The following is a 24,626-nucleotide window of genomic DNA, read 5'->3' on the forward strand; positions in this document are numbered from 1 at the left end:
CGATGACGGGAAGACAACCCGATGAAATGAAAGACGTAACTCTGCTCGGCAATCAAGGGGTGCAATACCCGACGACATATGCTCCGGACATTTTGGAGAGCTTCGACAACAAGCATCCTTACCGGGATTACTTCGTCAAATTCAACTGCCCGGAGTTTACGAGCCTTTGCCCGATTACCGGACAGCCCGATTTTGCGACGATCTACATCAGCTACGTTCCCGACCAAAAGATGGTCGAGAGCAAGTCCCTAAAGCTGTACCTGTTCAGCTTCCGCAATCACGGCGACTTCCACGAGGATTGCGTCAACATCATCATGAACGATCTGATAAAACTGATGGACCCCAAATATATCGAGGTGTGGGGCAAATTTACGCCGCGCGGAGGAATCTCCATCGATCCGTACTGCAACTACGGACGTCCGGGAACGAAATACGAGGCGATGGCGGAGCATCGCCTGCTGAACCATGATCTGCCCTATTCGTCCCCGAAACCGGTATGATATTTACGCTCGCTTGAGGAGGCATGCTTCGTGGCCTCCTTGTTTTTTTCCTCGCGAACCTCAAGGTTTAAATCCTCCACCGGAATCGGATCCACATTCCGCTCGCTTTCGTACATATCGAACAAGCTCGGTTCTTCCGTCGGATACTGCTCGGCATGATCCCGATCGGATGCATTCCCCAACCCCCGGTCACGCGCCGGTCTCGTATCTTCCGTTTCTGGCATGGTATCACCTCGTTTCGGCGTTGTACTCCCTTTATACCTCAAAACCGCCCGGGATAAACCCGGACGGTCCTTAGAATCGCCAATCTATAGAATTTGCATCTTTATCCGTGCTGCTTGGAAACCTTGTTCACGGCCGCCGGCTTCAACCGGTCGTTCGGCATGGCAAACACCACGGCTGCCGCCAATACGGCCGGAATCAAAGCCCACAAGAACGTATGGGCAATAGACGAGGCCAGCGAATCCGTCACCTTTTCCAAAATTTCAGGCGGAATGAGCGCTCTTTTTTCCGGGGACAACGCCTCTTGGGTATTGCCGAACGATGCCGCGCCCTGCCCCATGCCTTGGAACGCTTCCTCCATATTGTTCGCTAGCAGATTTCGCTGTAGAATGCCGAAAATCGTAATTCCGAGCGTCATCCCCAGCGATCTGAGGAAGGAGTTGGTCGAAGTCGCCGCGCCGCGCTGCCGCATATCGAACGGATGGATCGCGGCCATGCCGAGCACGGAAAAAGAAAAGCCCACGCCGAAGCCCAAAAGAACGCTGTAAACGGTCAACAGGAGCCGCGGGGACGCGCCGGTCAACGTGCTTAAAGCGACGACGCCGGCAACGAAAAACACGACGGACAACGTCATGACCGACCGGTACGATAAACGGGACGTCAGCATGCCGCCCATCATGCTCCCGACAACCGACCCGATCATCATCGGCATGAGGATCATGCCCGAATTCGTTGCCGTACCGCCGAATACGCCTTGGACATAAATCGGAATATACACGGTCGCTATGATGAATACGCCGCCATAGAGGAGAGCGAGTAAACAGCTTGTCGCATACAGCCGGTTCCGGAACATGCCGAACGTAATAATCGGCTCCTTCGCTTTGGTTTCCGCCACAAGGAACACCAGGAACAAGACGGCGAATCCCGCAAACAAGCCCAGGATCACCGGCGAATTCCATGCGTACGTTTCCCCGCCCAGTTCCAGCGCAAACATCAGGCAGATGACGGCCCCGACCAAAGTCGCGGCACCGCTCCAGTCGATTTGCTGCTTCATATGTCCAAGCGATTCTTTATAAAATAGGGTGATTAGCAGCAAAGATACCAAACCGATCGGCACGTTGATGTAAAAAACCCAATGCCACCCGAGCGTATCCGTAATGAACGCCCCAAGGAGCGGCCCGAAGATGCTGGACGTACCGAATACCGCCCCCATCAGTCCGGTCATCTTCCCGCGTTTTTCCACCGGAAAAATATCGTAGATGATCGTAAACGCAATCGGCATCAGCGCCCCGCCGCCGATCCCCTGGATCGCCCGGTAAATGCTGAGCTGGGTGATGCTTTCCGCAATTCCGCACAGCACGGAGCCGAGCAGAAACATCACGATGCCGAAAATAAAGAACCTTTTCCGTCCATACATGTCCGACAGCTTCCCGAAAATGGGCGTTCCCGCCATGACCGCCACCATGTACGCGGAGGTAACCCAGACAAACTGCTCCATTCCGCCCAGCTCGGAAACGATCGTTCCCATCGCCGTCGTCACGATCGTATTGTCCATCGCCGACATCAGAATGCCGAGCATCAGCCCGATCAATATAAATTTGGTCGTATTCCTGTTCTCTGCCGCCACTCGGGCAACCTCCCTTACCTGGTTCATAATTAATTGGAATGCAGTTTAATTTTAGTGAAAAATGGTAAAAAGTAAACCTCTTTTCGTTATGTTAATATAAAAGAAGGAAATTATTTGCGCAAGAAAGGAAGTATTTCTAATGAAAGAACATTGGTCGGCGTTGGAAAATCTGATGCTGCAACAAGGTGTGCAAACGCTGCTGATCACCGATCCGAAGCACGTTTTTTATTTGACCGGATTTTTGAGCAACCCGCATGAGCGGTTTTTGGGGGTACTCTTTCAACCGGGCGGCGAGCCGGTGCTCGTCGTCCCCGCCCTGGATGAAGAAGCGGCGCGCGCAGCGACCGGCGGCATGGACATCGTCACCCATCTGGATACCGACAATCCTTACTCTTTGCTGAAAAGCAAGCTTCGGAAACATGTCGGAACGCTCGGTTTGGAAAAGGAAAACCTGACGGTGGCCCGCTACGAGCTGCTTCAGGAGTTTCTTGGGTTCTCCGGGAGCCTGGATATCGGACCTTGGCTCCGCGAAATGCGCGTCCGCAAATCGGCCGGCGAAGCGGACAAAATCCGCCATGCCGTCGGGCTTATCGAACGGGTTCTGGAAGAATCGCTGAAACAAATCAAGGAAGGCATTTCCGAGAACGAGCTGGTCGCGGAAGTGGAATATCAAATCCGCAAGCTTGGCGCGGACGGCCCTTCTTTTGATTCCATGGTGCTGTTCGGCGAAAAGACCGGCTTGCCCCATGGCGTCCCTGGGGAACGCAAGCTTCACAAAGGCGATCTGGTGATGTTCGATATCGGCGTTTACGCCTCCGGCTATGCATCCGATATTACGAGAACTTTTGCGTTCGGCGATTTGACGGAGGAGCAAGTCCGCATTTATGAGACGGTACTCGCCGCCAACGAGGCCGCGATTGCCTCCATCCGTCCAGGCGTTACCTGTGCGGAGGTCGACAAGGCTGCAAGGGATGTCATCGAGAAAGCGGGATACGGCGAATACTTCATTCACCGCCTCGGCCACGGGCTCGGCATCGATGTCCATGAGTTTCCTTCCGTCCACGGACAGAACGACTATCCCTTGAGCGAAGGAAACGTGTTTACGGTCGAGCCCGGCATCTATATCCCCGGCGTAGGCGGAGTACGGATCGAAGACGATTGCCTGGTAACGGCGAACGGGGTCGAGGTGCTGACCTCCTTCCCGAAACGGCTCACTTATTTATAAGAAGTAAACAAGGTGGGCTTGGTGTGTATGATAATCAGACCTTATTGAACCGCGTTACATGCCAAATTGCCTTTTCTATATGAAAATTCATACAGAAAAGGGCCGAAATGCGTTTAAGCAGCGAATTATGTATGATATTTCATACAGAAACCGCTTGTACACGGGAAATAGCTGAAATCTGTATGATTTTTCGTACAGGGTTGGAAGCTTAGCCTTCGAACTCGCGGATTCGGTGCACCTAAAATAAAAAAATAGCGGACATTATGTCCGCTATTTTATTTCTGTGGCTATATCCTCTTTATGCTCGAAGTTACGGGCGATATAGAGAAACGGAGTGCCCGCCGCCGTAAGCACGAATTTGAAAATGTACGTCGTAAACAGGATTTCCAGCCAAACCCCGAAGCTGTATTCCCCGAGAAAAGCGATCGAGCAAAAGATCAAGGTATCCACGAACGAGCTGACCATCGTGCTCCCGTTGTTGCGGATCCAAAGCTGGTTTCGTCCCGGATAAAACTTGCGGATCCAGGAATAAAGCCGGACATCGAGAAACTGGCTGACGAAATAGGCCGTCAAGCTCCCCAGCGCAAGGCGCGGCATCAAACCAAAAATCGTCTCGAGCGACGATTGCGCGATATCCCCGGCTTGCGGCTTGAACACCAAAGTCATCTGCATGAGCACCGTGGTCATAATCAGCGTAAAGAAACCGAACCAAACCGCTTTTTTCGCTTCCTCGCGCCCAAACTTCTCGTTCAGCAAATCGCTTGTCAAATAAAGACTGACATACATCGTATTGCCCAGCGTCATGACGATGCCGAACATCTCGACGGTTTTGACGACCTGTATATTCGCTACTACCGTCGCCACGCCGATCCAGGCGTACAATCCTTTTTTACCGAAAAGCTTGTAGCATAGCAGAAAAAAGGCGAAATTGATGAGCACATAAAAGATGCCCCATCCGATGTTAAACATATGATGTATCCCTCCTAGTTTTGATCACGCGGGATGGTCACGAACCGCGGCCGCAAACAAACGGCAAATCCAACAATATCATATCTGCGTCTTCGTTACTATTCCCTATGAAAAATTTTTTTGATATGAAAATGAAAATTAGGAAAAAGTCCATTTTCAAAAATGCTTTTTTTCTATAGAATAGTTCTGATGAACAGTGGTCAAATAAGACCGCGGTCATACCATACTACATATATAGAGACAGAAAGAACTAGGAGTTTTGGAGGGATCTACATTGTTTAAGAGGAAAAGTTCAATCAGCCGAAAGATTATGCTCACCTTCACCGTCGTCATCGTCCTGTCTTCATTTCTGTTCAGTACCAGCTTCTATCTCGTCGCCACGGGAATTCTTCACAACAATGTTCTGCCCCAGTTCGACAAGGTGCTTCGGACAAGCTCCAAAGACATTTTCAGAAACATGGATACGAACCAGGCTCTTCAATTGCTGAGCGGCAAAGAGAACTCCAGATTCGCTGTCGAATCCTATCTTTCCGGGAAAGTGGAAGAGTTTCAGTTAGATACCGCCTATATCCTTAATGTAAAAGACAATCAGGCTACCGTCATCGGGGTGAACGAAGGCTCGAATATGAAGGCCGGGGATCAGCTTGAAGTCCAGGATGCGATGCTCGCCGCCGATTCCAAAGGCAAGGCCAGCATCAGCGAGCTTTACACCGACAAATACGGTTCCCACAAAACCGCCTACATCGCCCTTCCGGGCAGCACCGCCGTATTGGCGGTAGGGATGGACGCAACATTCATCAAGGAAAAGGAACAGGAAATCATCTGGATTTGCGTGAGCATTCAGATTTTCGTCATCGTCGTCGGTTTGCTGGCCGCTTACCTGAACAGCCGGCGCATCACCGGACCGATCAAGAAGCTGGCCGCCGTCACGGAGAAGATGGCGCAAGGCGACTTCCGCGGCGAAGTCGATATCCGGACGAATGATGAAGTGGGCCAATTGGCCGACAGCTTCCGCACGATGACCGTCCAGCTCAAAGAAATGATCGGCAAAGTTCTTCACATGTCCGAGTCGGTTGCCAAAAGCTCGGATCAACTGATTCAGTCAGCCCAAACGTTCAAGGAATTGACCGAGCGTTCCGGAGCCGCTACGCTGGAAGTCGAACAAGGCAGCGTCACGATCGCGTCCACGGCCGCGGAGAATGCCAGAGCGATGGAGGAAATCTCGCAGGGCGTCCAGCATATCGCAACCTCTTCCGCTGAAGTTTCGGAAAAGATCGGACAGGCTTCCGCGGAAGCCGGCTCCGGCAACGAACTTGCCAAAACAGCCGTCGAGCAGATGCAGATGGTTGAGGAAGCGGCGAGAAAATCACAGATTTCGATTACGGAGCTGAATAACAGGTCGGAATCCATTGCCGAAGTCGTCAACTTAATTATGGATATCACGAAGCAGATCAATATTTTGTCGCTGAACGCGGCCATCGAAGCGGCTCGGGCCGGCGAGCAGGGCAAGGGCTTTGCGGTCGTAGCCGAAGAGGTGCGCAAGCTTGCCGAGCAATCACGGATCGCCACGGAACAGATCGGCGACAATCTGCTGAGCATTCGGGAAGAAGCGATGAATTCCGTGAAGGCCATGGAGCTTGTCAGCCGGGAAATTCATTCGGGGGCGGAACGCGTCAATCAAGCGGGCAGCGCTTTTGAAGAGTTGACGGACCTGATCTACAACATCAATATGACCATTCAATCGGTATCCGCCTCGACCGAGGAAGTGTCCGCCGGTACCGAAGAAGTGACCGCATCGGTGGAGGAGTCCGCAAACATTACGGCAAAATCACTGCAAAGCATTGAAGAAATCGCCGAATATTCCAACCGCCAGATTACCGAGATGGAGAACCACGCCGCTACCGTCAAAGAGCTTTACGATCAAGCGCTTTCGCTGAAGGCGGCGGCTGAACAATTTAAAATCTGATCCGTCGCGTCAAAAAGACGTACCCGCATTTTTTTCCGGGTACGTCTTTTTTTGTGCGGGCCCGGTGCTAGAGCACCCCCGTCGCCTCCGTCTTTCTCGCAGGTCGTTTCCAATAAGCCTCGCTGCCCGGGAGATCGTCGAACCAGGCCGCTTCCGGCGGGCATTCCAATACCATGAATTTGCCGTATTCATTATCCCTGGACTGATGGTACTTCAAATACGCCAAACCGTTCTCGATCGCCAAAATTTCGATTTTTCCGGACGTATGGCTCATCGACAGCCTGACCCGTTTTCCGAGCCCCGAAGTGCGAGCCTTGGCTTCCTCCACGACCCGGTATGCCCGTTCAAGCGGAATGACGAAGTCGGAATTTCCGGCAACCGGCCGGTTGATGAAAAAATAGTACGGCGTCACCCCCGCCCAAGACAGCCGGTCCAATAGATCCCCGAGCACCACGGGATCGTCATTGATTCCTTTCAGCACCGGCGTCTGGTTCACGACGATCACTCCGGCCTCATGCAGCGCCTGGAACGCCTTTTGGGCTTCCGGCGTAATCTCCCGGGGATGGTTGATGTGCGCCATCACGTAAATGCGTTTCTCCGGCGTCGAAAACTCGGAGAGAAGCGCAAGGAGCTCCGGATCCTCGGAAATGCGCATCGGGTTGAATACGGGCATTTTGGAGCCGAGACGGATGATTTTTACATGATCGATCTTACGAAGACGTTCCAAAATCGAGCGAAGCTTGGACGTCGCCAATATCAGGCTGTCCCCTCCCGTAAGCAGCACATTGTTGATTTCGGGATGCGCCGCGATGTATTCGATCCCCGGGGAGACATCGGACATCGCTTCCTTCACATCGTTTCGAAACAGTCGTTTGCGGAAGCAATACCTGCAATAGGAGCCGCATACCTCGGAAACGATTAGCAGCGCGGTAGTCCGGTATTTATGCTGACACCCGGGCACCACGTAGTTCGTCTCCTCGTCGGATGCGTCCCAGCGTCCATACTCGCGGAGTTCGCCCGTGTTCGGAATGACCAGCTTGCGGATCGGATCCTGCGGATCTTCCCAGTCAATCAGATTCAAGTAGTAATCATTCACCCGAAAGACAAACTTGTCGGTAATGGGCCGCAGCTCCTCCTGCTCTTCGCGGGACAGCTGCGTTACCTTTCCGATATCGGTAATATACTTCGGTCGTGCCATGTACCCTCTCCTCCTTTGAATGGACGATCGTAAAGAGGAAGCGGGGAACCGGAAGACGTGCAGTGAATTGACAAAGCGGAAATCACCCAAGAAAACAAAAAAGACCCGAAAAAGGGTCAATTGGATTTATGACTGAATATGTAATGTAAAGCGATTCGACCCATCCACTGCAAACGAGGTTAGCTGACGGGCTCGGGAAAGATGGTTCCCTACGTGATCATTCTACGATTCGCCCCAAAGGTGGTTCCCCCGCTTTTCGACTTTACCATCGAAAATTAAGCGCAAGTTTATGGTACCTTACATTTTAACCGGTTGTCAAAACTTATCGTCGTTCTTTTCGCAATATATGATAAATCCGGTCCATATCCAGATGCTTTCTGACATGATCCGCCAGCCGGTCGAAAGCGGACTGCTTTCGCGACTCCGCCGAAATCTGCGAAGGAAGCGGCGGCAGGCCCTTTTCAATGCGTACGCGGTTGAGCCAAGCCCGTCTCCAGGCATCATTGTGGAACACGCCGTGCAAATAAGTCCCGAAGATTCTTCCGTCCGGAGTACTTCGCCCCTCTTCCCGCAAGGTTCCGTCCTTTTCGCGGATCTTGAAAACCGGCAAGGAATCGTCTGCGCCGCCGCTGACTTCCGTCCGGCCCGCATGGATTTCATACCCGCTGACAGGGAGATCTGCTCCCTCCGGGCCGTTAGGCAAACAGAGACTTGCTGTCACGGCGGTTCCGTGAACAAGCTCCGTCGTTTTCCCCGGCAGGAAAGTCGTCTCGAGCGGCAGCCAGCCCAGCCCTTCCGCATGGCGCGGCGCTTCCGACTCCACCCCGTCCGGGTCGAGCAGCTTCTTGCCCAGCATCTGATAACCTCCGCAAATGCCTACCAACCGTGTCAACGGCTGCTCTTCAAGCAATACGCGAATTTCCGCATCCAAGCCTTGCTTCCGCAAATACTCCAGATCCCCGATCGTATTTTTGGAACCCGGAAGGATGACGACATCCGGCGTGCCAAGTTGAGACGGCTTCTGGACATAACGCAGGGAAACATCGGGCTCGGCCGCCAAAATATCGAAATCGGTAAAATTCGATACCCTCGGATAGCGGATCACGGCGATGTCCAGCTCCCTCCCCGAATCCGGCAGAGACCGGTAGGAGTCAAGCGCCACCGAGTCTTCGGCCTCGATTTCCAAATCCGGCAAAAAAGGAAGCACGCCCAGCACGGGAATGCCCGTTTTCCGCTCCAGCCATTCCAGGCCGGGTTGCAGCAGAGAGAGGTCCCCCCTGAACTTGTTGATCACGAAGCCTTTGACCCGTGCCCTTTCCTCCGGCTCCAGCAGTTCCAGCGTTCCGACGAGAAAAGCGAAAACGCCGCCGCGGTCGATATCCGCGGCCAGTATCACGGGCGCATCCGCCCATCCCGCCAGGTTCATATTGACGATGTCCCGGTGTTTCAAGTTGATTTCCGCGGGACTGCCGGCTCCCTCCATGACGACGATATCGTATTGATCGCGCAGACGCTCCAGCGCCTCCATCACCAACGGCTTTGCAGCAGGCAGAAAGTTTTCGCGATAGCCCGCGGCGCTGAGATCGCGAAACGGCTTGCCGTGAACGACGACCTGCGAGCGCATCTCTCCGGTCGGCTTAAGCAGAATCGGGTTCATATCCGTTGTCGCGGGAATGCCGCAGGCTTCCGCCTGAATGCCTTGCGCTCTTCCGATCTCGTTTCCGTCCGGCGTGACGTATGAATTCAGCGCCATATTTTGTGATTTGAACGGAGCGGTCCGGTATCCGTCCTGTGTAAAAATCCGGCACAACGCGGTCACAATGACGCTCTTTCCGACATCTGAAGCCGTTCCCTGAACCATTAATACCGCGCCCTGCGTCCTTGTTAATGGTTGATCATTCATTGCAGCTTCTCTCCTTCCATGAAAAAAGCAATCAGCACACCAAGATGACCGCCAGTATCAACAGTACGGCCTCCAGCCCTTCATTCAACGCTCCGTATGTATCCCCCGTAAGGCCGTGGAGCCGCGAACTGATCTTTCTGGCAGCGGCGGTACCAAATAGCCAAACCGCCAAAGGAGCTGCGAAAAAGTACATAACCAACGGTAGCCAGATTTCGTTCTTGAACGCCGGGGCGAGGCCTGGCACAAAGGCTGCGGCGATTGCGACCGTTCCCAGGCTAGCCGCCGTGAGCAGGATGGCGAAAACCGCGGATTGTGCCGTGTCTTTCGATCCGAGACCGTGAAACTTCGCGGCAAGCCCTTCACCGGCGCGAGCGACGGGCCATTTTTGCATCGCGCGCGTCATGAACCAGCGGCTCCAAACCGGAGCCGTCAGCATCGCCGCCGCGGCGGACAGCGCGCCGGAATCGATTAGCGAGGCGATCAGCGTCACCTTGAGCAAAAGCAACAGTGTACATGCCAATACTCCCATCGCGCCCACTCTGCTGTCTTTCATGATCTCCAGCATCTTCTCCCTGGATCGGTAGCTGAGCAGCGCATCCGCGGAATCCATCCAGCCGTCCAGATGAAGTCCGCCGGTCAGCCATACCCAAACGATCAGCGTTACCGCCGCCGCAGGCAGGGACGGCAGTACTTGGCTGGACAAAAATGCCGCAAGCCAGACCGTAAATCCAATCGCCAAACCGACGAGCGGGTAATGTTTGGCGCTGCGCCGGAGCAGCTCCGGCGAAAAGTCCAGCTCCGCCTTGACCGGAAACCGGGACAAAAATTGAAAAGCGGCCAAAATCGGCCGTCCTTTGTCTTTCATAGTTTGTACTCCCTGCTTTTTAGCTCGATCGGGATTCCAGCCGTAACAAGAAAGACCGCGTCGGAAATCTCCGCCATTTTCCGGTTCAATATCCCCGCATAATCACGATAGATTCGTCCAAGCGGATATTCGGGCACGATCCCGCTGCCGACCTCGTTCGTGACCATCACCAGATGCCCGGGATAAGCCGCGACCGCGGAAACGAGTTTATCGATTTCGAATTCGACGGCACCGGAAAAATCCCCGTCCCCGGCTTCGGTGCTTTCCGAGGCAAGCAAAACATTCGTCAGCCACAAGGTCAGGCAATCGACCAGCACGACCGGGGCCAACGCCTTCGTCGATCCGGATTCTCCGGACGACGTTGAAGGACCGTTCGTTCCGGACGTCCCCTCCTTCCCGGTCAGCAAGCCGGCCAGCTTGAGCGGCTCCTCGACGGTCGTCCATCGAAAGCCGCTTCCCTCGCGCTGGCTCCGATGCAATTCGATGCGCTGCCGCATCTCCTCATCGAATGCCTGTGCCGTGGCGATGTATAGTCCGGAGTCCGCCTGCTTCATGCAATACTTTTCCGCAAACGAGCTTTTGCCGCTGCGCGCTCCGCCCGTAACCGTGACGATCATGCCTGGACCTCCCCGGCAGCTTCTTTCCCCGTACTTTCCGTTCCGGTTGAAACGCCCGCGCTCGCAAATGTGGCCATCTCGGCCATGATCCGGCAAGCGGCATCGATCAGATGCAAGGCAAGGACGCCTCCCGTGCCTTCCCCCAGCCGCATATCCAGAAACAGCATCGGCGTAAGGCCGAGCCGATCGAGCAAATCATGATGTCCTTTCTCATGGGAGACATGAGAAGCAATCATGTAATTCACCGATTCCGGAGCTAACCGGGCAGCGGCGAGCGCTGCGGCTCCAGAGATAAATCCGTCGAGGACGACCGGGCAGCGGTTGGCTGCGGCACCGAGAATGACTCCGGTCAATCCGGCGATTTCCAGCCCGCCTACTTTGGAGAGCACGCCGATCGGATCGGCCGGATCGGGTTCGTTGCATGCCAAGGCCCGTTCGACGACTTGAGCTTTATGACGCAACCGTTCATCATCGATTCCCGTTCCCCGGCCCACGGAATCCAGGGGAGAGTTCCCTGTAAAAACGCTCATCATGGCCGCGCTCGGCGTCGTATTTCCGATCCCCATTTCACCGGTAACGAAGCAAGAGATCCCTCTGGATACCGCTTCTTCCACGATGTCGATTCCGGCCATCACGGCCGCTTCGGCCTCTTCGCGGGTCATCGCAGGCCCCACGGCCATATTTGCCGTACCGTACCGGATTTTGCGCGAGATCAGCGCCGGATGATCAAGCTCCGCATTGACCCCGATATCGACGCACATCACTTCGGCCCCGGCCTGCCGGGCAAGCACATTGACCGCTGCCCCGCCGGCAAGGAAGTTAAGCACCATTTGAGGCGTTACCTCGGCGGGAAAGGCGCTGATCCCTTCTTCGCAGACCCCATGGTCTGCTGCCATGACAACGACGCCGCGGTTTGAAAAAGAAGGTTGAACCTTTCCCGTCATCCCCGCCAGCTTGATCGCAAGCGCCTCCAGCTTTCCTAGGCTTCCCGGCGGCTTCGTCAATTGGTCCAAATGCGCTGCGGCAGCGGCGGAGACTGCGGCGTCTGGCGCTTGTATAGAACGAATGATTTCCGATAGAGCGCGACTCATTAAAAAACTCCTCCCTTGCTTTCCTTTTTCAACAACAGTTGGGGAACCCCGGTATCGGGATGCGCAATGCTGTAGGACTTCACATCAAAGACAGACTCCACCGTTTCCGGACGCAAAATTTCGGACGGACTTCCCTGCGCCGCCACGCTGCCGCCGCTCAAGACGAGCAAACGGTCGCAATACAGCGAAGCCAGATTCAAATCATGCATGACGGCGATGACCGTCAAGCCTTCTTCCCGCTGCCAGGCGGAAATGAGCTCCATAAATTGCATCTGATACCGGATATCGAGATACGTCGTCGGCTCGTCAAGCAGCACGATCTCGGGCTGCTGGGCCATCACCTTCCCCAGCGCGGCCCGCTGTCTCTGCCCTCCGCTAAGACGGTCGAGATGCCGGTCGGCCAGGCCGCCAAGCTCAAGCCTGTCCATAATATCATGCAGCAATTCGTACGCATCCTCCTGCTGATCCTTCCCTCTCCAGTCCTGAAAAGGAAACCTGCCCATTTCGATCACTTCGCGCACCGTAAACGAAACCTGAGGCAGCCCGTCCTGCTGCAAAACGGCCAGTTTTCTGGACAACTCCTTCCGGCCGTAGGAAGCAACCGGCTTACCTGACAATGTGATTTCGCCGCTATCAGGGGCATGGGTGCCGGATATCAGATTGAGCAAGGTGCTTTTCCCGCTGCCGTTCGGACCGATGACGCCCCAGAATTCGCCCGGCTTGACGTTCCAGCTAATATCGCGCAGCACCTGCAGGCGGCCGAATGATTTGGCGACGTGTTTAGCCTCGATCATCCCAATTCCCTCTCTCTCGCTTTTTTCTTTTTATACAACAAGTAGGCGAAGAAAGGTGCGCCGACAAATGCCGTAACCACTCCGAGCGGAATTTCCGTCGGAGCCAGCAGCGCGCGTGCCGCCAAATCGCTGTACATCATGAATGTGCCTCCGCCCAGTGCGGAAAGCGGGATGATCAACCGGTAGTCCGGGCCCGTGATTAACCGGATTATATGCGGAATGACGAGTCCGACAAAACCGACGACCCCGGACACGGACACCGCCGCCGCAGTCATCAGCGTTGCCACAATAAGTACGGTTAACTTCGTCCTTTCGACATGAAGCCCGGTATGAGCCGCCTCGCGTTCGCCCAAGGCCAGCAGGTTCAGCGAGCGTGCCCGGCTCCACAGGAACAGGGTGCCCAGCGCCAAATACGGAAACAGGATGGCCGTATACGACCATCCGCGCAGACTCAGGCTTCCCATTGTCCAAAAAAGTATTTCGTTCACGGTATCCCTGGACATCGCCGTTAGGAAAGAGACGACGGCCCCGAGAAAAGATTGCATCACCACGCCCGATAAAATGAGGCTTTCGATCGGGATTTTTCCGTTCTCCCTCGCTAGCCGCATGACGATCCACAATGTCGTGGCTCCGGCAAGAAAAGCGACCATCGGAAGGGTGAAAATACCGGCCAGCGAAAACTGCCAGCCGAAAAAGATCAGTACAGCCGCACCGACCGCCGATCCTGAAGATACGCCGAGCGTAAACGGATCGGCGAGGGGATTGCGCAGCACGCCCTGAAACGCCGATCCCGCTACGGCAAGCGAAGCTCCGACCAGCAAACCGAGCAGCACCCGCGGAAGCCGCACCTTCATGACGATTTGTTCGGAGGCGACGCTCCAGTCGGGTTCAATGAGGTTTCCGATCCATGGAAGGCGGTGCAGGATGATTCTGGCGATTTCACCTGCAGGCAAATGTACGGAACCGAACCCGATGCAGATCAGCAGCGTAACAATAAGCAATCCCAGGCCGATTAATCCGTACCCTGCCAGTTTGGTTCTCATTCCTGAATCAGATCCGGATAAATCGCTTTTGCCACCTCAATCAGGCCTTGGGTCACGCGAGGACCCGGACGGCTGAGCAGGTTGTCGTCCAGCGCCACGATGCGGTCTTCCTTCACCGCCGTGATTTGATCCCATCCGCCGCGGGACTTGATAATTTCGGCCAAAGTCCGGTTGTTTTCGTCAATGACGCTCTTGGCGTACAGAATTACGTCCGGGTTCGCCTTGATGATATTTTCTTCATTAATTTCGCTCCAGCCCGTTATGTCGCTTGCGACATTTTCTCCGCCGGCCAAGGTGATCATTTCATCCATGAACTCACCCTTGCCGACCGTCCAGCCCGGGGAAAATTCAATGTATACTTTTTTCTTTTGATCGGCAGGCAAAGTTTTGACGGCTTCGGTGACTTTCGCAAGCTCGGCTTTCATTTGTTCGGTTACCTCTGCCGCTTGCTGCTGGTGATCCGTGATCTTCCCGACCGTTTGAATATTCTCGATCACCTGATCGACCGTTTTCGGATTGGAACGATATACTTTCAATCCCAAATCAGTCAGGCTTTTTACCGTATCTTCACCGATAAGACTGCCCGCAAGCACGAGATCCGGCTGAGCGGCCACGACCGCTTCCACGTTGACTTGGAATCCGCCCATTCTCGGCTTGTCCTTTACGGCTTCCGGGTAATCATCGTTATCCGAAACGCCGACAACCTGCTCGTCCAGTCCGAGAGCAAACAAGCCTTCCGTCTCGGATGGAGCCAACGATACAATCCGTTGCGGAGCCGATTCAAACGTGAATTCCGTTCCGAAGGCATCCGTTACGGTTAGCGGGTAAACCGTACTTAGCTGTTGGTCCGCATTGGAAGCCCCGTTGGTGTCTTGCCCCTGTTCTTGTACCGCCTGATTCGCGTTGTTGCCTTCATTCGCCGCTTTATTCGAGTTGTTCGCACCGCAACCCGCGGTGACGAGCAGCAACAGCGCAAGCAGCCAAATCCCCCAAATTTTACTCCATTTCTTCATGTGTCCCTCTCCTTTTGAATATCTGATCTGGTAATAAAACGCCTGAAACGAGCGAAACGCTTATGTCCGCAAGAAAACCCATCCTGAATAGGATGGGTTACGTCTACAAAGATATACCGGGAACCTGGAATTTCTTGGAGGTCCCGTTGCCGGGGCAGATTCCTTCTTCTAAGCAGATCGTTATCCTTTCCTCGAAGGACCGTCTAATCTTCCCGTGGGCAGGTCTCCTGACTAACAGGTTGCGACGAAAGCCCGCCTTCCCATCATACTTTGACGTATGACAGTGGCATGCATGGGCTCGTCCCTGAATACAGTGGCGGGACCGTGCCGGATTTGCACCGGCTTCCCTTTTAACCCGAAACCCGCCGCAAAGGAGAGTTTCAGGACCTACGGGTAAAATATTCGCTGGTTTTAGGCTTACTTCTGTATAGGATTATAGGTTAAAAACCGTGAACTTACAACAATTTTAGCGCACAGAAAAGACCGCCCCGACGAACGAAGCGGTCTCTTTCTTGCAGTTAACGGCCAGATTAACTGCCAAATGATCGACAATCTTACATGGAAGACGAAATTGCCCCAATGATAAGAACAAAGAAAATGACATAGATAACGATACCGATCAATGCCCAGATCAACGATGCCTTGGCAAAGTTCGATTTGCTCGGATTCGTTCCGCCTCCGAAAGCCCATACGAACAGCATGATCAGGTTTACGACCGGAATCGCCATCAGCAGGATCGTAATCATCCAATCTTTCAGGCTGACTACGGGCGCTCCTTGCACCTGCGGATATCCTTGTTGTACATTCGGTTCCATGAAATACTCCTCCTCTATGGTAAAATTCTCCTATGAACCGTTCTCCATGATACTACAATTTCTCCTATAAAACTACTATTTTTTACACGATGTACCTTCCTTCATTTAGTTTTCATCTACCATTCATTCGGGCTTCATGACAATAATCTTAACCCTTTGGTAAAGTTGTCATATCGAGATCATATGTATAAAAACAGTGATGCCATTATATTTTTCGAGGTGATTTTATGAATAAAAATAACAACTATTTAACTACCAGTTCCGGCGCTCCGGTCGGAGACAACCAAAATTCGATCACGGCGGGAGGCCGCGGTCCCGTATTGATCCAGGATGTGCACCTGCTTGAAAAACTCGCTCATTTTAACAGGGAACGCGTTCCGGAACGGGTCGTCCATGCCAAAGGCGCCGGCGCCCACGGCGTATTTGAAGTAACGAACGACGTTAGCCAATACACCAAAGCCGCCTTCCTTTCGGAAGTAGGCAAACAAACGCCGATGTTCATCCGTTTCTCGACCGTGGCCGGCGAACTCGGCTCTGCCGATACCGTTCGCGATCCTCGCGGATTTGCGGTGAAATTTTATACCGAAGAAGGCAACTACGATCTCGTCGGCAACAACACGCCGGTCTTTTTCATTCGCGACGCGATCAAATTCCCGGACTTTATCCATACGCAAAAGCGTCATCCGCAAACGCATCTGAAAAACCCGAACGCGGTTTGGGACTTCTGGTCCCTGTCTCCGGAATCTTTGCATCAAGTTACGATCCTGATGTCCGACCGCGGTATTCCGGCCACTCTGCGCCACATGCACGGTTTCGGCAGCCACACCTTCAAATGGGTAAATGCCGAGGGCCAAGCGGTATGGGTCAAATACCATTTCAAAACGGATCAGGGCGTTAAAAACCTGGATGTCAAAGTAGCCGAACAGCTTGCCGGTTCCAACCCGGATTATCATACGGAAGATCTTTTCAATGCGATTGAACAAGGCGACTTCCCTAGCTGGACGCTGTATGTTCAAATCATGCCTTTCGAAGACGCGAACACGTACCGTTTCGATCCGTTCGATGTCACGAAAGTATGGTCGCAAAAAGATTATCCTCTGATCGAAGTCGGACGCATGACACTGAACCGGAACCCGGAAAACTATTTTGCCGAAGTCGAGCAGGCCACGTTCTCCCCGGGGAACTTTGTACCGGGAATCGAAGCATCGCCTGACAAAATGCTGCAAGGCCGTCTCTTCGCTTATTCGGATGCGCATCGTTACCGCGTCGGCGCGAACCATAACGCTTTGCCGATCAATCGTCCGATCGCCGAAGTCAGAAACAATCAACGTGACGGTTCCATGCGTCCCGACAACAACGGCGGCTCCGGCGTATACTACGAGCCTAACAGCTACGGCGGACCAACGGAAGCGCCCGAGCATAAGATCTCCCCGTTTGAAGTCACGGGATATGCAGACAGCGTAGCTTATGATCGTGATGATCATTATACTCAAGCCGGCGACCTGTACCGTCTTCTGAGCGAAGATGAACGCACCCGTTTGGTAGAGAACATCGTCGGAGCGATGAAACCGGTAGAAAAAGACGAAATCAAATTGCGTCAAATCGCACATTTCTATAAAGCCGACCCCGAATACGGAACCCGTATCGCGCAAGGTCTGGGCTTAACCGTGCCGGAAGGCGTTTAGTATTAAGAAAAAGAGCATCGCCGAAGATCTTTGTCCCGGCCATGCTCTTTTTCTGGTTTCGTAATCAATATCATTCGCATAACCACACGCTACGAACAAACGACCCTTTCGCAACCCGGCACCGGTCCTGAATCGTCCAACCGGCTCGGGCTATTTCCTCTTCCAGCGGTTCGCTGGATACTATGACCGATCGGGCGCAGAAGCGCCGAAGACTGCCCAGCATGCGCAGACGTTCCTCCATCGAAAGGACGGAGCATAAATTGTAAGGCATATCCAGGATTGCGGCGTCGTACTTCGCTTCGACATCATTCATGTCCCCGATCTCTACGACTTCGGGATAGCCGAAATGCCGCAGATTGGTTCTGGCCCCCTGAATAGCAAGCGGATTAAGATCCCGGCCGACGATATCGATTTTCATCGATAACGCCTCGATCAGCACATTGCCCATGCCGCAGCAAGGATCGATCACCTTCTTTCCGTCTGGGTAGGGGACGGCAATATTAACGAGGCTCCGGGCCAGTTGCGTACTTAAGCCTGTGGAATAATTTTGGGGTTTACGCTTATGTTCAAGCCAAACCGCCTCCGACGGAATGGATCTGCCAAGATGCCAGCCGTCATTCGCGGACAGCAGAGCGAACGTGATTTCAGGATTTCGCATTTCCGCCGTTCCGCGTATACGCGCTCCGACCCGGCGTTCCAACTCGCGCTGTTCCTCGTAGCTACGCTTGATTCCGTTTTTGACATAAACGACTTTAAAGGATTTGCCGCCAAGTTCAAGAGCAGCCACTTGATCTATAATTTCTTCCAGCGAATCCCCTGAAAGCAGTACGTCGATCCTTTGCGATAGAAACGGGCTGCGGCTCGGATCCAACCTCCTGTCGGATTCCATATAAAGTTTCGAGTCCGGGTCTTTCCCGAACAAAGCGCGCAGCTCCATGCCGCACAGCTCCCGATCATTCTCATGATAGTTAAAAGTATAAATAAAACGGCCGAGGGCCTGATTTCCGTTCATTCGGGTCATTCCTTTCCGGGCGGGCCACATCGTCCACATTATTCTTTCTGTATAATGCCTGGCCCCCAAAACAATATAACATACCCGGGATCCCTTTCGGCCGGAAAGCCTTGCACGGTGTTACTCCACGGATAGATCCGCGCCAAGCACCCCGATCACGGCGCCATCTTTTAAAATCGGAACGGATAAAGTAATGCATCTTCGCTTCGTAATGGCCGAAACATACACCTCCGAGATGACCGGCTCCCCGTTCAATGCAAGGCGGAACCATTCGCGCCCTTTTGCATTCAACAGTCCGGCCTCCGGGATCGATACGACGAACGAGCCGTCCGTCCGGTTTGTCCATGCCGCTTCGAGATCAGGCTCCTTCTTCAAAAGAAGCTCCAATGAGGTCCGGTGATCCTCCTCCCGCATCATCCGAATGGCTTTGGTATCCGCCGCATCCCGAAGCTTGCCGGCAAAACTCAGCCCAAGCTGCCGGGCGGCCGCCTCGTGCCCTTCCGCAATTTCATTTGAGGATGCCGACCCGCGTATCGTATCAAGCGAATCGATCAGTTCCTCTTGCGCCCTGTGCAAGCCGCCGGCCACCGTTTGCAGTTTTCCGATATGTATCCTTTGCGACTCCATTCGCGACAAAGCCCCTTCCACATGGGAAATGCTGCGATGAAGTCCGGCATGCACTTCCTTCAGCATGCTTTCCATGTTACGGGTCATTTCCAATTGCTCGCGGCTCCGTCTCCCTGTCTCGACGACATGTTCGTTTACGGAGGCGACCTCATCGGAAATGAAGCGGATGTCCCGGCTCATCGATTTCATCAACTCGATTCCGCCCATGGCCGATTGTTTCCCGTGACGAATCGACTCCTTCATCCGATTGGCGTCATCCGAAATATGCCGGAACAAAGGAGCCGAACTGCCGATCGCGCTTTTGCTTTGCTCCGCGAGCGCCCGCATTCTGCTCGCGACAACATCAAAGCCTTTTCCGTGTTCCCCTACCCTGGCCGCCTCAATCGAAGCATTCAAGGCGAGGAGCGCAATTTCACCGGATATTTCCTCGAGCTCCCTATAAAATACGCTAAGCCTCCTCGCATTGTTCTCCAGGTCCGTCATCGGTCCGATCATCGACTCCTGGGAATCCGCCAACGAGCGAATCGTTTCGTCCGCTTCCGTAAGGGCATCCGTAATCCGGTAAGCCTCGCTCACCGTTTTTTCGCTGCGCCGGTGCAAATGCTCCGCCGCTTCCTGGATGCGATAGGCGGAAGATGCAACTTCCTGCATGGCGGCCAAGCTTTCCTGGACTTGTTCAAGCGAGCGTTCGCTGCTGGCTTTGAGCTGCATATCCTCCTGTGAGGACACATCGGACAAGCGGCTAAGCTGAACAATGCTTTCATTGACTTCCCCGACGGCGGCTTGAAGCCTGTCCGCAGCCACCATCGACTCATTTGCTACGGCTATCCACCGGTTCTCCGGCCCTTCCTCCTTTGCCAAAACGGCTAAGGACGCAGGCTGTACCGATTCCTCCGAATTTCTCGAATTCCGGCCCGTCCCGGAAAAGATGGTCGAGAAAACCTTCCGGATGTTTCCCACTTTTTTATTTCTTTGTATTAGACTCACTCTACCCCCGCCCTTCTTATGTAAGTTTATCTTACATTATAGAGTAGCGACTTGGACTTAAAAAGAGGGATTACGCAAAAAAATGATAAAATATATGAATGATCAGAACAGAAACGCTTATATCTAACATAATGTGTTATATTTCAACGTGTTTAGCGGATGTATTTCTTGCGATATCAGGAAAAAGGCTATCCCCGGGCTAAGTTTATACAACATAGCCATGGATAGCCTTTGGATATTTTCGTTTATCTTCTTGCCGGTCCCGAGCTGACGACCCCGTACCGCCACAACACTTTGTTTCCGAACCAGCCGAACAAACGGTCTGTAATAAAGCCCATCAAGCCGAGGCAAATCAGGCCGACGAAAATCCAATCCGTTCGGAAAAACAACCTTGAATTCCAGATTAGGAAACCGACGCCTTCGTTTGCGGCGATCATCTCGGCACCCACAATCGCCATATAGGAGGTGCCCATGGCCAGCCGGACTCCCGTGAAAATATACGGCGCCGTTGCAGGCACAATGACATGGACGATGATTTGCCATTCCGAAGCGCCCATACTGCGGGCGGAACGGATTTTGTCCTCCTCCACGGACAGCACGCCGGTCAGCGTGTTCATCATGACGATGAACAAGGTTGCGTAAAGAATAAGCGCGATTTTGGATTGCTCGCCGATGCCGAACCAGACCAGGAACAGCGTGATGAAAGCGATCGGGGGAATAAACCTAATAAAGTTAAGCAGCGGTTCGGCAAAGTGACGAATCGCGTCCACCTTGCCGATGACGATGCCGAGCGGAATCGCGATCAGACTGCCGAGCGTCCAACCGCATAGAACCCGAAAGAAGCTGACGCCGATATATTTTTGCAGCGATCCGTCCCGAAGCAGTTCGATCGCCCCTTTTACCGTTTGCGCAGGGCTCGGGATCACCTCAGGACCGTACAGCATCGCCCCGCCTTGCCAGGCCGCCAGAACGAAAATCCAAAGGAGGAGCAGCCCTGCCCATTTCTTTTTCCACCATGCCGTCTTCATGACCATCCCTCCCTACTCGTCAAAATGCGCCTGAATTTGTTTGTAGTAATCGTAAAACTCCGCCGCCGACACGTCCCGGGGATATGAAAGCGGAATGTCGTAAATATGCGATATTTTCGAGGATGGCCCCGGAGACATAATGCCGATCCTGCCCCCCAGCAAAATCGCCTCCTGGATATCGTGGGTCACAAACACGACCGTTTTGTTCGTCTGACGCCAGATCCGCACCAACTCCTTCTGCATCGTTCTGCGGGTCATCGCGTCCAGCGCGCCGAACGGCTCATCCATGAGCAGAATTTCCGGGTCATTGGCCAGCACCCTGGCAAGCTGCACCCGCTGCTTCATCCCGCCGGACAGCGCCCGCGGCAATTTGTCGCTATGTCCGGTTAGTCCGACGAGGTCAATGTACCGGTCGGATATTGCGTTACGTTCCTTCTTCGGCACCTTTTTCATTTTCAAGCCGAATTCGACGTTCTGCCGGACAGTGAGCCAGGGAAAAAGCGAGGAATCGGCCTGTTGAAAGACGACCGCCCGGTCCCGTCCGGGTTTGTCGATATCGGCGTCCCCGATGCGAAGCTCGCCGCTTGTTTTGGAGATAAATCCGGCGATCATGTTGAGCAGCGTCGATTTGCCGCATCCGCTCGGGCCCAACAGCACAAAGAATTCTCCGCCTTTGATGACCAGGTCCACGTCCTTAATAATGTAATGAACTTGACCTCCTCCTGTACCGGTCTGCTCGCTATAGCTTTTGTTCAAGCCTTGGATCGTTATCGTTTGATTCGTTTTTTCCCGTTCCGCTTGTTTCGGCATGGCCAATGACATTATGGTTTCCTCCTTCTTATGGGGTAGCTGTCACACGATCCGGAAAGGTTTGGTTCAGGAACTCCAGATTGATTTTGTCCGCAAGTTCAAAATCTTTCTGAATGATCCCGGTCTCCACCATGTATTTTTTCTGGCGCGTCAGGCTATCGAGCGCGTTCTGCGTAAAGTCGATGTTCCAGTTGTTCACGGACAAATCCTTCAGCGTCGCTTCTTTCGGCTGTTTGACTTCGTCGTACAAAATTTGCGCCACTTCATCCGGGTTTTCCTTCACGAATTTCGAGGATTCGTCCAGCGCGCGCAAGAAATTCGCGACCGTCTCCGGATGCTCCTTGATCAGCGAATCCGGAGCGACGATCTGGCTTCCGATCCGTACGCTCGTTTTGGCCATGTCGGTCAGCTCATGCGCACCCTCGATCGTTTCGAATTTTTGCAGCATCGCCGCGCCGGTTACCCAGGCGGCATCCACGTCCCCGCTCTTCAGGGCGATATACGCCTCATCGAACCCGCCTTGGCCGGTCAGTTTCACTTTTTTCGGATCGACGCCGTTCTCCTTCAAATATTCATCCCACAGGTAAGTAAGGAAAGTCCCCCGCATAAAGCTCAAGTTTTTCCCTTCCAGATCGGCAGGCTGCTTGATTTCGTCGCGGACGAACAGCTTCCATTGCTTGGCGCTATGATCCGTCGATGTGCCCGTCGATGCGATGATCGAAAACTCGCCTTTGCTGACGGCGTTCAAAATCGGAAAATCGGCGCCCCAGCCGATGTCCGCCTGTTTAATGAACAACGAATTGATTCCTTCCGCCGGTGTCGCAAAATTGACCAGGGTCGCGTCGATCCCGTATTTTTCGAAAATCCCTTTCGTTTTGGCAACGCGGAATACCGGATTCGAGGAAATATCGGCGATGTTCAATTTCACCGTCTCCTGTTTGGCTGCGTTGTCGGTCCCGGTACCGGCTCCATTGCCGTTCGCTTTGTCGGCCGTATCGCCGGCCGCTTGGGCGGACTGCGCCGCCCCCTGCTTTTCGCCGTTTCCGGATGACCCGCAGCCGGACAAAGCCGCAACAAGTATGATCACGGATATGAGTACAATCACCGAATAAGCTTTTCTATTCTTTATGTTTGATGGATTTCGCATGGTCTCTTCTCCCTTCACCCTTCGGTTTTTATTGATCCTGCGCCTGCGCGGGCCGCTCGTCGAACCGGGCTACGCAAGCCGCGCCGTCCTCGTAGGAGACCGTACCGTCCACGATGGCGACGGATTCCGCCCCCGTCCCGGCTGCGCCGGGAACGCGGAAGCTGGCCACATCCAGCGGCTCAATCGCCTGCTCGGCAGGCTTTTGCAATTGGGGAACCCACTCGTAAGGCACGCGGTATGCGCGGTAGACCATATTGGAGTTCCGTTTGTTTTTGTAAGGTGAAATATATTCCCAGACCAGCTCATGATCCCGGGTCACTTCGAAAATGCGGCCGTCGGCCCCTTCCGTGATCAGCGTGTTGCCGTTCGGAAGCCGTTGCGCCGAACTGATGTACGGGCTGTAAAAACGGTACGAATCGAGCGGAGCGACGAATCCGGCTTCCGTCGGCGTGTACTGCCATACGATTTCAAGCGTCACGGGGTCGATCTCCAAAATGCGGGAATGGTCTCTTACCGCGCTTTTTTGACCGAAGCGGGATGCAGGGTTCGGCGCGCCGTAGCCCGCCCAGCCCCCGTTGTCGAACACGAGAAGATTGCCTTCTCCGGGCAGTCCCCGCGGAATCAGGTGAGCGTGATGCTGGCCGATGATCCAGCCGAGATGTCTGTATTCGGGAGCCGAGTAATCCGGACCGAGCTTCCAGACGATCTTTCCTGTCTTTTTATCGATGATGGCGATGATGTTGGTTTCCCTGCCGTCCCAAATAATGTTGTCGGGGTGGAATCGTTCATCCCCGGCATCGTAAAACCGGTTCGGTCCCAAAACCGAGATCGAGTTGATATGCATCCAATCTCCGGCCTCGTCGCCGAAAAACCGGGTGTTCGGATCACGGAACAGCACGTTTTTCGCCTGTTCGTCGAATCCGAGCTCGTCGAAATGCTCATGGCAGTTCCATTCCCAAACAATGTTCCCGTCCCAATCCACTTCCAAAATCGAATCGTCCAGCAGCAGTTTGTCTGAGATTTTCGGATTGTGCACATTTTTGTGAACGAGAATGAGCGTATTTCCCTTATCGATCTGCGGATCGGCCCCCGGCACATAATAACCTACCGGATTACCCGTGCGTTGATAATCGTGATGGGCTCTCGCCATCCACTGCGGTTCATGGCCCGGATCCTCGATCCATTCATGCTTGTTGAACCGCCAAACGATGTTGCCGTCCCAGTCGACCTGAACGAGGTCGGCCTCGTCCTGAAAACCGTATTTCGGATCGCGCTCGGCCGTGCTCCCAAGAACGAAGCCTCCCGGAAAAAGCTTGTTCGGAAATCCGCGCAGTCCCTTCCACAGATGTACCTCCTTGCCGTTCATATCGATCAGCAGCGCGCCTACGTCGGCAGCCTGATAAATCGTATAGCCGCTCCATGCCTTTTCCGGGTTATATAACGTTGCTCCCGTCGGATAAATTGTCGGGTGTCCCATAAGTG

General features: G+C 53.8%; 22 protein-coding genes and 2 riboswitches. Of the genes, 4 read left to right on the plus strand and 18 right to left on the minus strand.

Going from position 1 to position 24,626, the window contains the following annotated elements:
* Positions 1-2: 2 nt before the first annotated feature.
* A complete protein-coding gene (queF, locus tag ACSFXJ_RS18910) occupies positions 3-500 on the plus strand; it encodes a preQ(1) synthase (protein WP_435921961.1) in 498 nt (165 codons plus the stop codon).
* Here the strand turns inward: queF and ACSFXJ_RS18915 are convergent.
* The gene (locus ACSFXJ_RS18915; protein ID WP_435921962.1) at positions 476-724 is read right to left on the minus strand and encodes a hypothetical protein; all 249 of its coding nucleotides are present in this window, start codon (positions 722-724) and stop codon (positions 476-478) included. The two genes, queF and ACSFXJ_RS18915, sit on opposite strands and share 25 nt — an antisense overlap.
* Before the next feature lie 101 nt (positions 725-825).
* Positions 826-2,349, minus strand: a complete 1,524-nt coding sequence (locus ACSFXJ_RS18920) for an MDR family MFS transporter (RefSeq protein WP_435921963.1) — start codon at positions 2,347-2,349, stop codon at positions 826-828.
* 139 nt (positions 2,350-2,488) lie between these two features.
* Here ACSFXJ_RS18920 and ACSFXJ_RS18925 point away from each other — a divergent pair, with 139 nt between their 5' ends.
* A complete protein-coding gene (locus tag ACSFXJ_RS18925) occupies positions 2,489-3,574 on the plus strand; it encodes a M24 family metallopeptidase (protein WP_435921964.1) in 1,086 nt (361 codons plus the stop codon).
* Between the two features lie 270 nt (positions 3,575-3,844).
* On the opposite strand, the gene ACSFXJ_RS18930 is transcribed toward ACSFXJ_RS18925, so the two are convergent.
* Positions 3,845-4,543: a queuosine precursor transporter gene (locus tag ACSFXJ_RS18930; protein WP_435921965.1), complete on the minus strand. Its 699-nt coding sequence runs from the start codon at positions 4,541-4,543 to the stop codon at positions 3,845-3,847.
* Positions 4,544-4,817: 274 nt separating this feature from the next.
* Between ACSFXJ_RS18930 and ACSFXJ_RS18935 the strand changes: the two genes are divergently transcribed.
* Positions 4,818-6,509 (plus strand): methyl-accepting chemotaxis protein, encoded by a 1,692-nt coding sequence (locus ACSFXJ_RS18935; protein WP_435921966.1) that lies wholly within the window; start codon positions 4,818-4,820, stop codon positions 6,507-6,509.
* 67 nt (positions 6,510-6,576) lie between these two features.
* On the opposite strand, the gene ACSFXJ_RS18940 is transcribed toward ACSFXJ_RS18935, so the two are convergent.
* The 9 genes from ACSFXJ_RS18940 to ACSFXJ_RS18980 form a co-directional block, all read right to left on the minus strand.
* Positions 6,577-7,707 carry a KamA family radical SAM protein gene (locus ACSFXJ_RS18940; protein ID WP_435921967.1) on the minus strand — a complete coding sequence of 377 codons (1,131 nt, stop codon included), beginning with the start codon at positions 7,705-7,707 and terminating at the stop codon, positions 6,577-6,579.
* Positions 7,708-7,859: 152 nt separating this feature from the next.
* Positions 7,860-7,999, minus strand: a riboswitch (cyclic di-AMP (ydaO/yuaA leader).
* A 30-nt stretch (positions 8,000-8,029) separates the two neighbouring features.
* Positions 8,030-9,610 carry a cobyric acid synthase gene (locus ACSFXJ_RS18945; protein ID WP_435921968.1) on the minus strand — a complete coding sequence of 527 codons (1,581 nt, stop codon included), beginning with the start codon at positions 9,608-9,610 and terminating at the stop codon, positions 8,030-8,032.
* Between the two features lie 31 nt (positions 9,611-9,641).
* Positions 9,642-10,475 (minus strand): adenosylcobinamide-GDP ribazoletransferase, encoded by an 834-nt coding sequence (cobS, locus tag ACSFXJ_RS18950; RefSeq protein ID WP_435921969.1) that lies wholly within the window; start codon positions 10,473-10,475, stop codon positions 9,642-9,644.
* Positions 10,472-11,092, minus strand: a complete 621-nt coding sequence (locus ACSFXJ_RS18955) for a bifunctional adenosylcobinamide kinase/adenosylcobinamide-phosphate guanylyltransferase (RefSeq protein ID WP_435921970.1) — start codon at positions 11,090-11,092, stop codon at positions 10,472-10,474. Before ACSFXJ_RS18955 ends, cobS begins: the two co-directional genes overlap by 4 nt.
* A complete protein-coding gene (cobT, locus tag ACSFXJ_RS18960; protein WP_435921971.1) occupies positions 11,089-12,183 on the minus strand; it encodes a nicotinate-nucleotide--dimethylbenzimidazole phosphoribosyltransferase in 1,095 nt (364 codons plus the stop codon). The genes ACSFXJ_RS18955 and cobT overlap by 4 nt, the downstream gene beginning before the upstream one ends.
* The gene (locus ACSFXJ_RS18965) at positions 12,183-12,977 is read right to left on the minus strand and encodes an ABC transporter ATP-binding protein (RefSeq protein WP_435921972.1); all 795 of its coding nucleotides are present in this window, start codon (positions 12,975-12,977) and stop codon (positions 12,183-12,185) included. The genes cobT and ACSFXJ_RS18965 overlap by 1 nt, the downstream gene beginning before the upstream one ends.
* Positions 12,974-14,020 carry a FecCD family ABC transporter permease gene (locus ACSFXJ_RS18970; protein ID WP_435921973.1) on the minus strand — a complete coding sequence of 349 codons (1,047 nt, stop codon included), beginning with the start codon at positions 14,018-14,020 and terminating at the stop codon, positions 12,974-12,976. The genes ACSFXJ_RS18965 and ACSFXJ_RS18970 overlap by 4 nt, the downstream gene beginning before the upstream one ends.
* On the minus strand, positions 14,017-15,033 hold the full coding sequence (locus ACSFXJ_RS18975) for an ABC transporter substrate-binding protein (protein WP_435921974.1): 1,017 nt from the start codon (positions 15,031-15,033) through the stop codon (positions 14,017-14,019). Before ACSFXJ_RS18975 ends, ACSFXJ_RS18970 begins: the two co-directional genes overlap by 4 nt.
* A 200-nt stretch (positions 15,034-15,233) precedes the next feature.
* Positions 15,234-15,439, minus strand: a riboswitch (cobalamin riboswitch).
* A 148-nt stretch (positions 15,440-15,587) separates the two neighbouring features.
* Complete coding sequence (locus tag ACSFXJ_RS18980; protein WP_435921975.1) at positions 15,588-15,848, minus strand: hypothetical protein; 261 nt, start codon at positions 15,846-15,848, stop codon at positions 15,588-15,590.
* Positions 15,849-16,075: 227 nt separating this feature from the next.
* On the opposite strand from ACSFXJ_RS18980, the gene katA reads away from it, so the two are divergent.
* Positions 16,076-17,533, plus strand: coding sequence for a catalase KatA (katA, locus tag ACSFXJ_RS18985; RefSeq protein WP_435921976.1), 1,458 nt, complete (start codon positions 16,076-16,078; stop codon positions 17,531-17,533).
* Positions 17,534-17,603: 70 nt separating this feature from the next.
* Here the strand turns inward: katA and ACSFXJ_RS18990 are convergent, their stop codons facing one another.
* The 6 genes from ACSFXJ_RS18990 to ACSFXJ_RS19015 all read right to left on the minus strand — a co-directional run bounded on the left by ACSFXJ_RS18990 (position 17,604) and on the right by ACSFXJ_RS19015 (position 24,621).
* The gene (locus ACSFXJ_RS18990; protein WP_435921977.1) at positions 17,604-18,545 is read right to left on the minus strand and encodes a methyltransferase domain-containing protein; all 942 of its coding nucleotides are present in this window, start codon (positions 18,543-18,545) and stop codon (positions 17,604-17,606) included.
* A gap of 120 nt (positions 18,546-18,665) precedes the next feature.
* Positions 18,666-20,159, minus strand: coding sequence for a methyl-accepting chemotaxis protein (locus ACSFXJ_RS18995; protein WP_435921978.1), 1,494 nt, complete (start codon positions 20,157-20,159; stop codon positions 18,666-18,668).
* 245 nt (positions 20,160-20,404) lie between these two features.
* Complete coding sequence (locus tag ACSFXJ_RS19000) at positions 20,405-21,187, minus strand: ABC transporter permease (protein ID WP_435921979.1); 783 nt, start codon at positions 21,185-21,187, stop codon at positions 20,405-20,407.
* Between the two features lie 12 nt (positions 21,188-21,199).
* Positions 21,200-22,009: an ABC transporter ATP-binding protein gene (locus tag ACSFXJ_RS19005; RefSeq protein ID WP_435921980.1), complete on the minus strand. Its 810-nt coding sequence runs from the start codon at positions 22,007-22,009 to the stop codon at positions 21,200-21,202.
* 16 nt (positions 22,010-22,025) lie between these two features.
* On the minus strand, positions 22,026-23,144 hold the full coding sequence (locus ACSFXJ_RS19010; RefSeq protein ID WP_435921981.1) for an ABC transporter substrate-binding protein: 1,119 nt from the start codon (positions 23,142-23,144) through the stop codon (positions 22,026-22,028).
* Positions 23,145-23,172: 28 nt separating this feature from the next.
* Positions 23,173-24,621 carry an aryl-sulfate sulfotransferase gene (locus tag ACSFXJ_RS19015; protein ID WP_435921982.1) on the minus strand — a complete coding sequence of 483 codons (1,449 nt, stop codon included), beginning with the start codon at positions 24,619-24,621 and terminating at the stop codon, positions 23,173-23,175.
* Positions 24,622-24,626: the final 5 nt, after the last annotated feature.

This window comes from Paenibacillus salivarius (genome assembly GCF_051307165.1).
GTDB lineage: Bacteria > Bacillota > Bacilli > Paenibacillales > Paenibacillaceae > Fontibacillus.

Coding starts and splice junctions, on each gene's coding strand:
- queF (WP_435921961.1), top strand. CDS start 3: ATGACGGGAAGACAACCCGATGAAATGAAAGACGTAACTCTGCTCGGC.
- ACSFXJ_RS18915 (WP_435921962.1), bottom strand. CDS start 724: ATGCCAGAAACGGAAGATACGAGACCGGCGCGTGACCGGGGGTTGGGG.
- ACSFXJ_RS18925 (WP_435921964.1), top strand. CDS start 2,489: ATGAAAGAACATTGGTCGGCGTTGGAAAATCTGATGCTGCAACAAGGT.
- ACSFXJ_RS18930 (WP_435921965.1), bottom strand. CDS start 4,543: ATGTTTAACATCGGATGGGGCATCTTTTATGTGCTCATCAATTTCGCC.
- ACSFXJ_RS18940 (WP_435921967.1), bottom strand. CDS start 7,707: ATGGCACGACCGAAGTATATTACCGATATCGGAAAGGTAACGCAGCTG.
- ACSFXJ_RS18945 (WP_435921968.1), bottom strand. CDS start 9,610: ATGAATGATCAACCATTAACAAGGACGCAGGGCGCGGTATTAATGGTT.
- cobS (WP_435921969.1), bottom strand. CDS start 10,475: ATGAAAGACAAAGGACGGCCGATTTTGGCCGCTTTTCAATTTTTGTCC.
- ACSFXJ_RS18955 (WP_435921970.1), bottom strand. CDS start 11,092: ATGATCGTCACGGTTACGGGCGGAGCGCGCAGCGGCAAAAGCTCGTTT.
- cobT (WP_435921971.1), bottom strand. CDS start 12,183: ATGAGTCGCGCTCTATCGGAAATCATTCGTTCTATACAAGCGCCAGAC.
- ACSFXJ_RS18965 (WP_435921972.1), bottom strand. CDS start 12,977: ATGATCGAGGCTAAACACGTCGCCAAATCATTCGGCCGCCTGCAGGTG.
- ACSFXJ_RS18970 (WP_435921973.1), bottom strand. CDS start 14,020: ATGAGAACCAAACTGGCAGGGTACGGATTAATCGGCCTGGGATTGCTT.
- ACSFXJ_RS18975 (WP_435921974.1), bottom strand. CDS start 15,033: ATGAAGAAATGGAGTAAAATTTGGGGGATTTGGCTGCTTGCGCTGTTG.
- ACSFXJ_RS18980 (WP_435921975.1), bottom strand. CDS start 15,848: ATGGAACCGAATGTACAACAAGGATATCCGCAGGTGCAAGGAGCGCCC.
- katA (WP_435921976.1), top strand. CDS start 16,076: ATGAATAAAAATAACAACTATTTAACTACCAGTTCCGGCGCTCCGGTC.
- ACSFXJ_RS18990 (WP_435921977.1), bottom strand. CDS start 18,545: ATGAACGGAAATCAGGCCCTCGGCCGTTTTATTTATACTTTTAACTAT.
- ACSFXJ_RS19000 (WP_435921979.1), bottom strand. CDS start 21,187: ATGAAGACGGCATGGTGGAAAAAGAAATGGGCAGGGCTGCTCCTCCTT.
- ACSFXJ_RS19005 (WP_435921980.1), bottom strand. CDS start 22,009: ATGTCATTGGCCATGCCGAAACAAGCGGAACGGGAAAAAACGAATCAA.
- ACSFXJ_RS19010 (WP_435921981.1), bottom strand. CDS start 23,144: ATGCGAAATCCATCAAACATAAAGAATAGAAAAGCTTATTCGGTGATT.
- ACSFXJ_RS19015 (WP_435921982.1), bottom strand. CDS start 24,621: ATGGGACACCCGACAATTTATCCGACGGGAGCAACGTTATATAACCCG.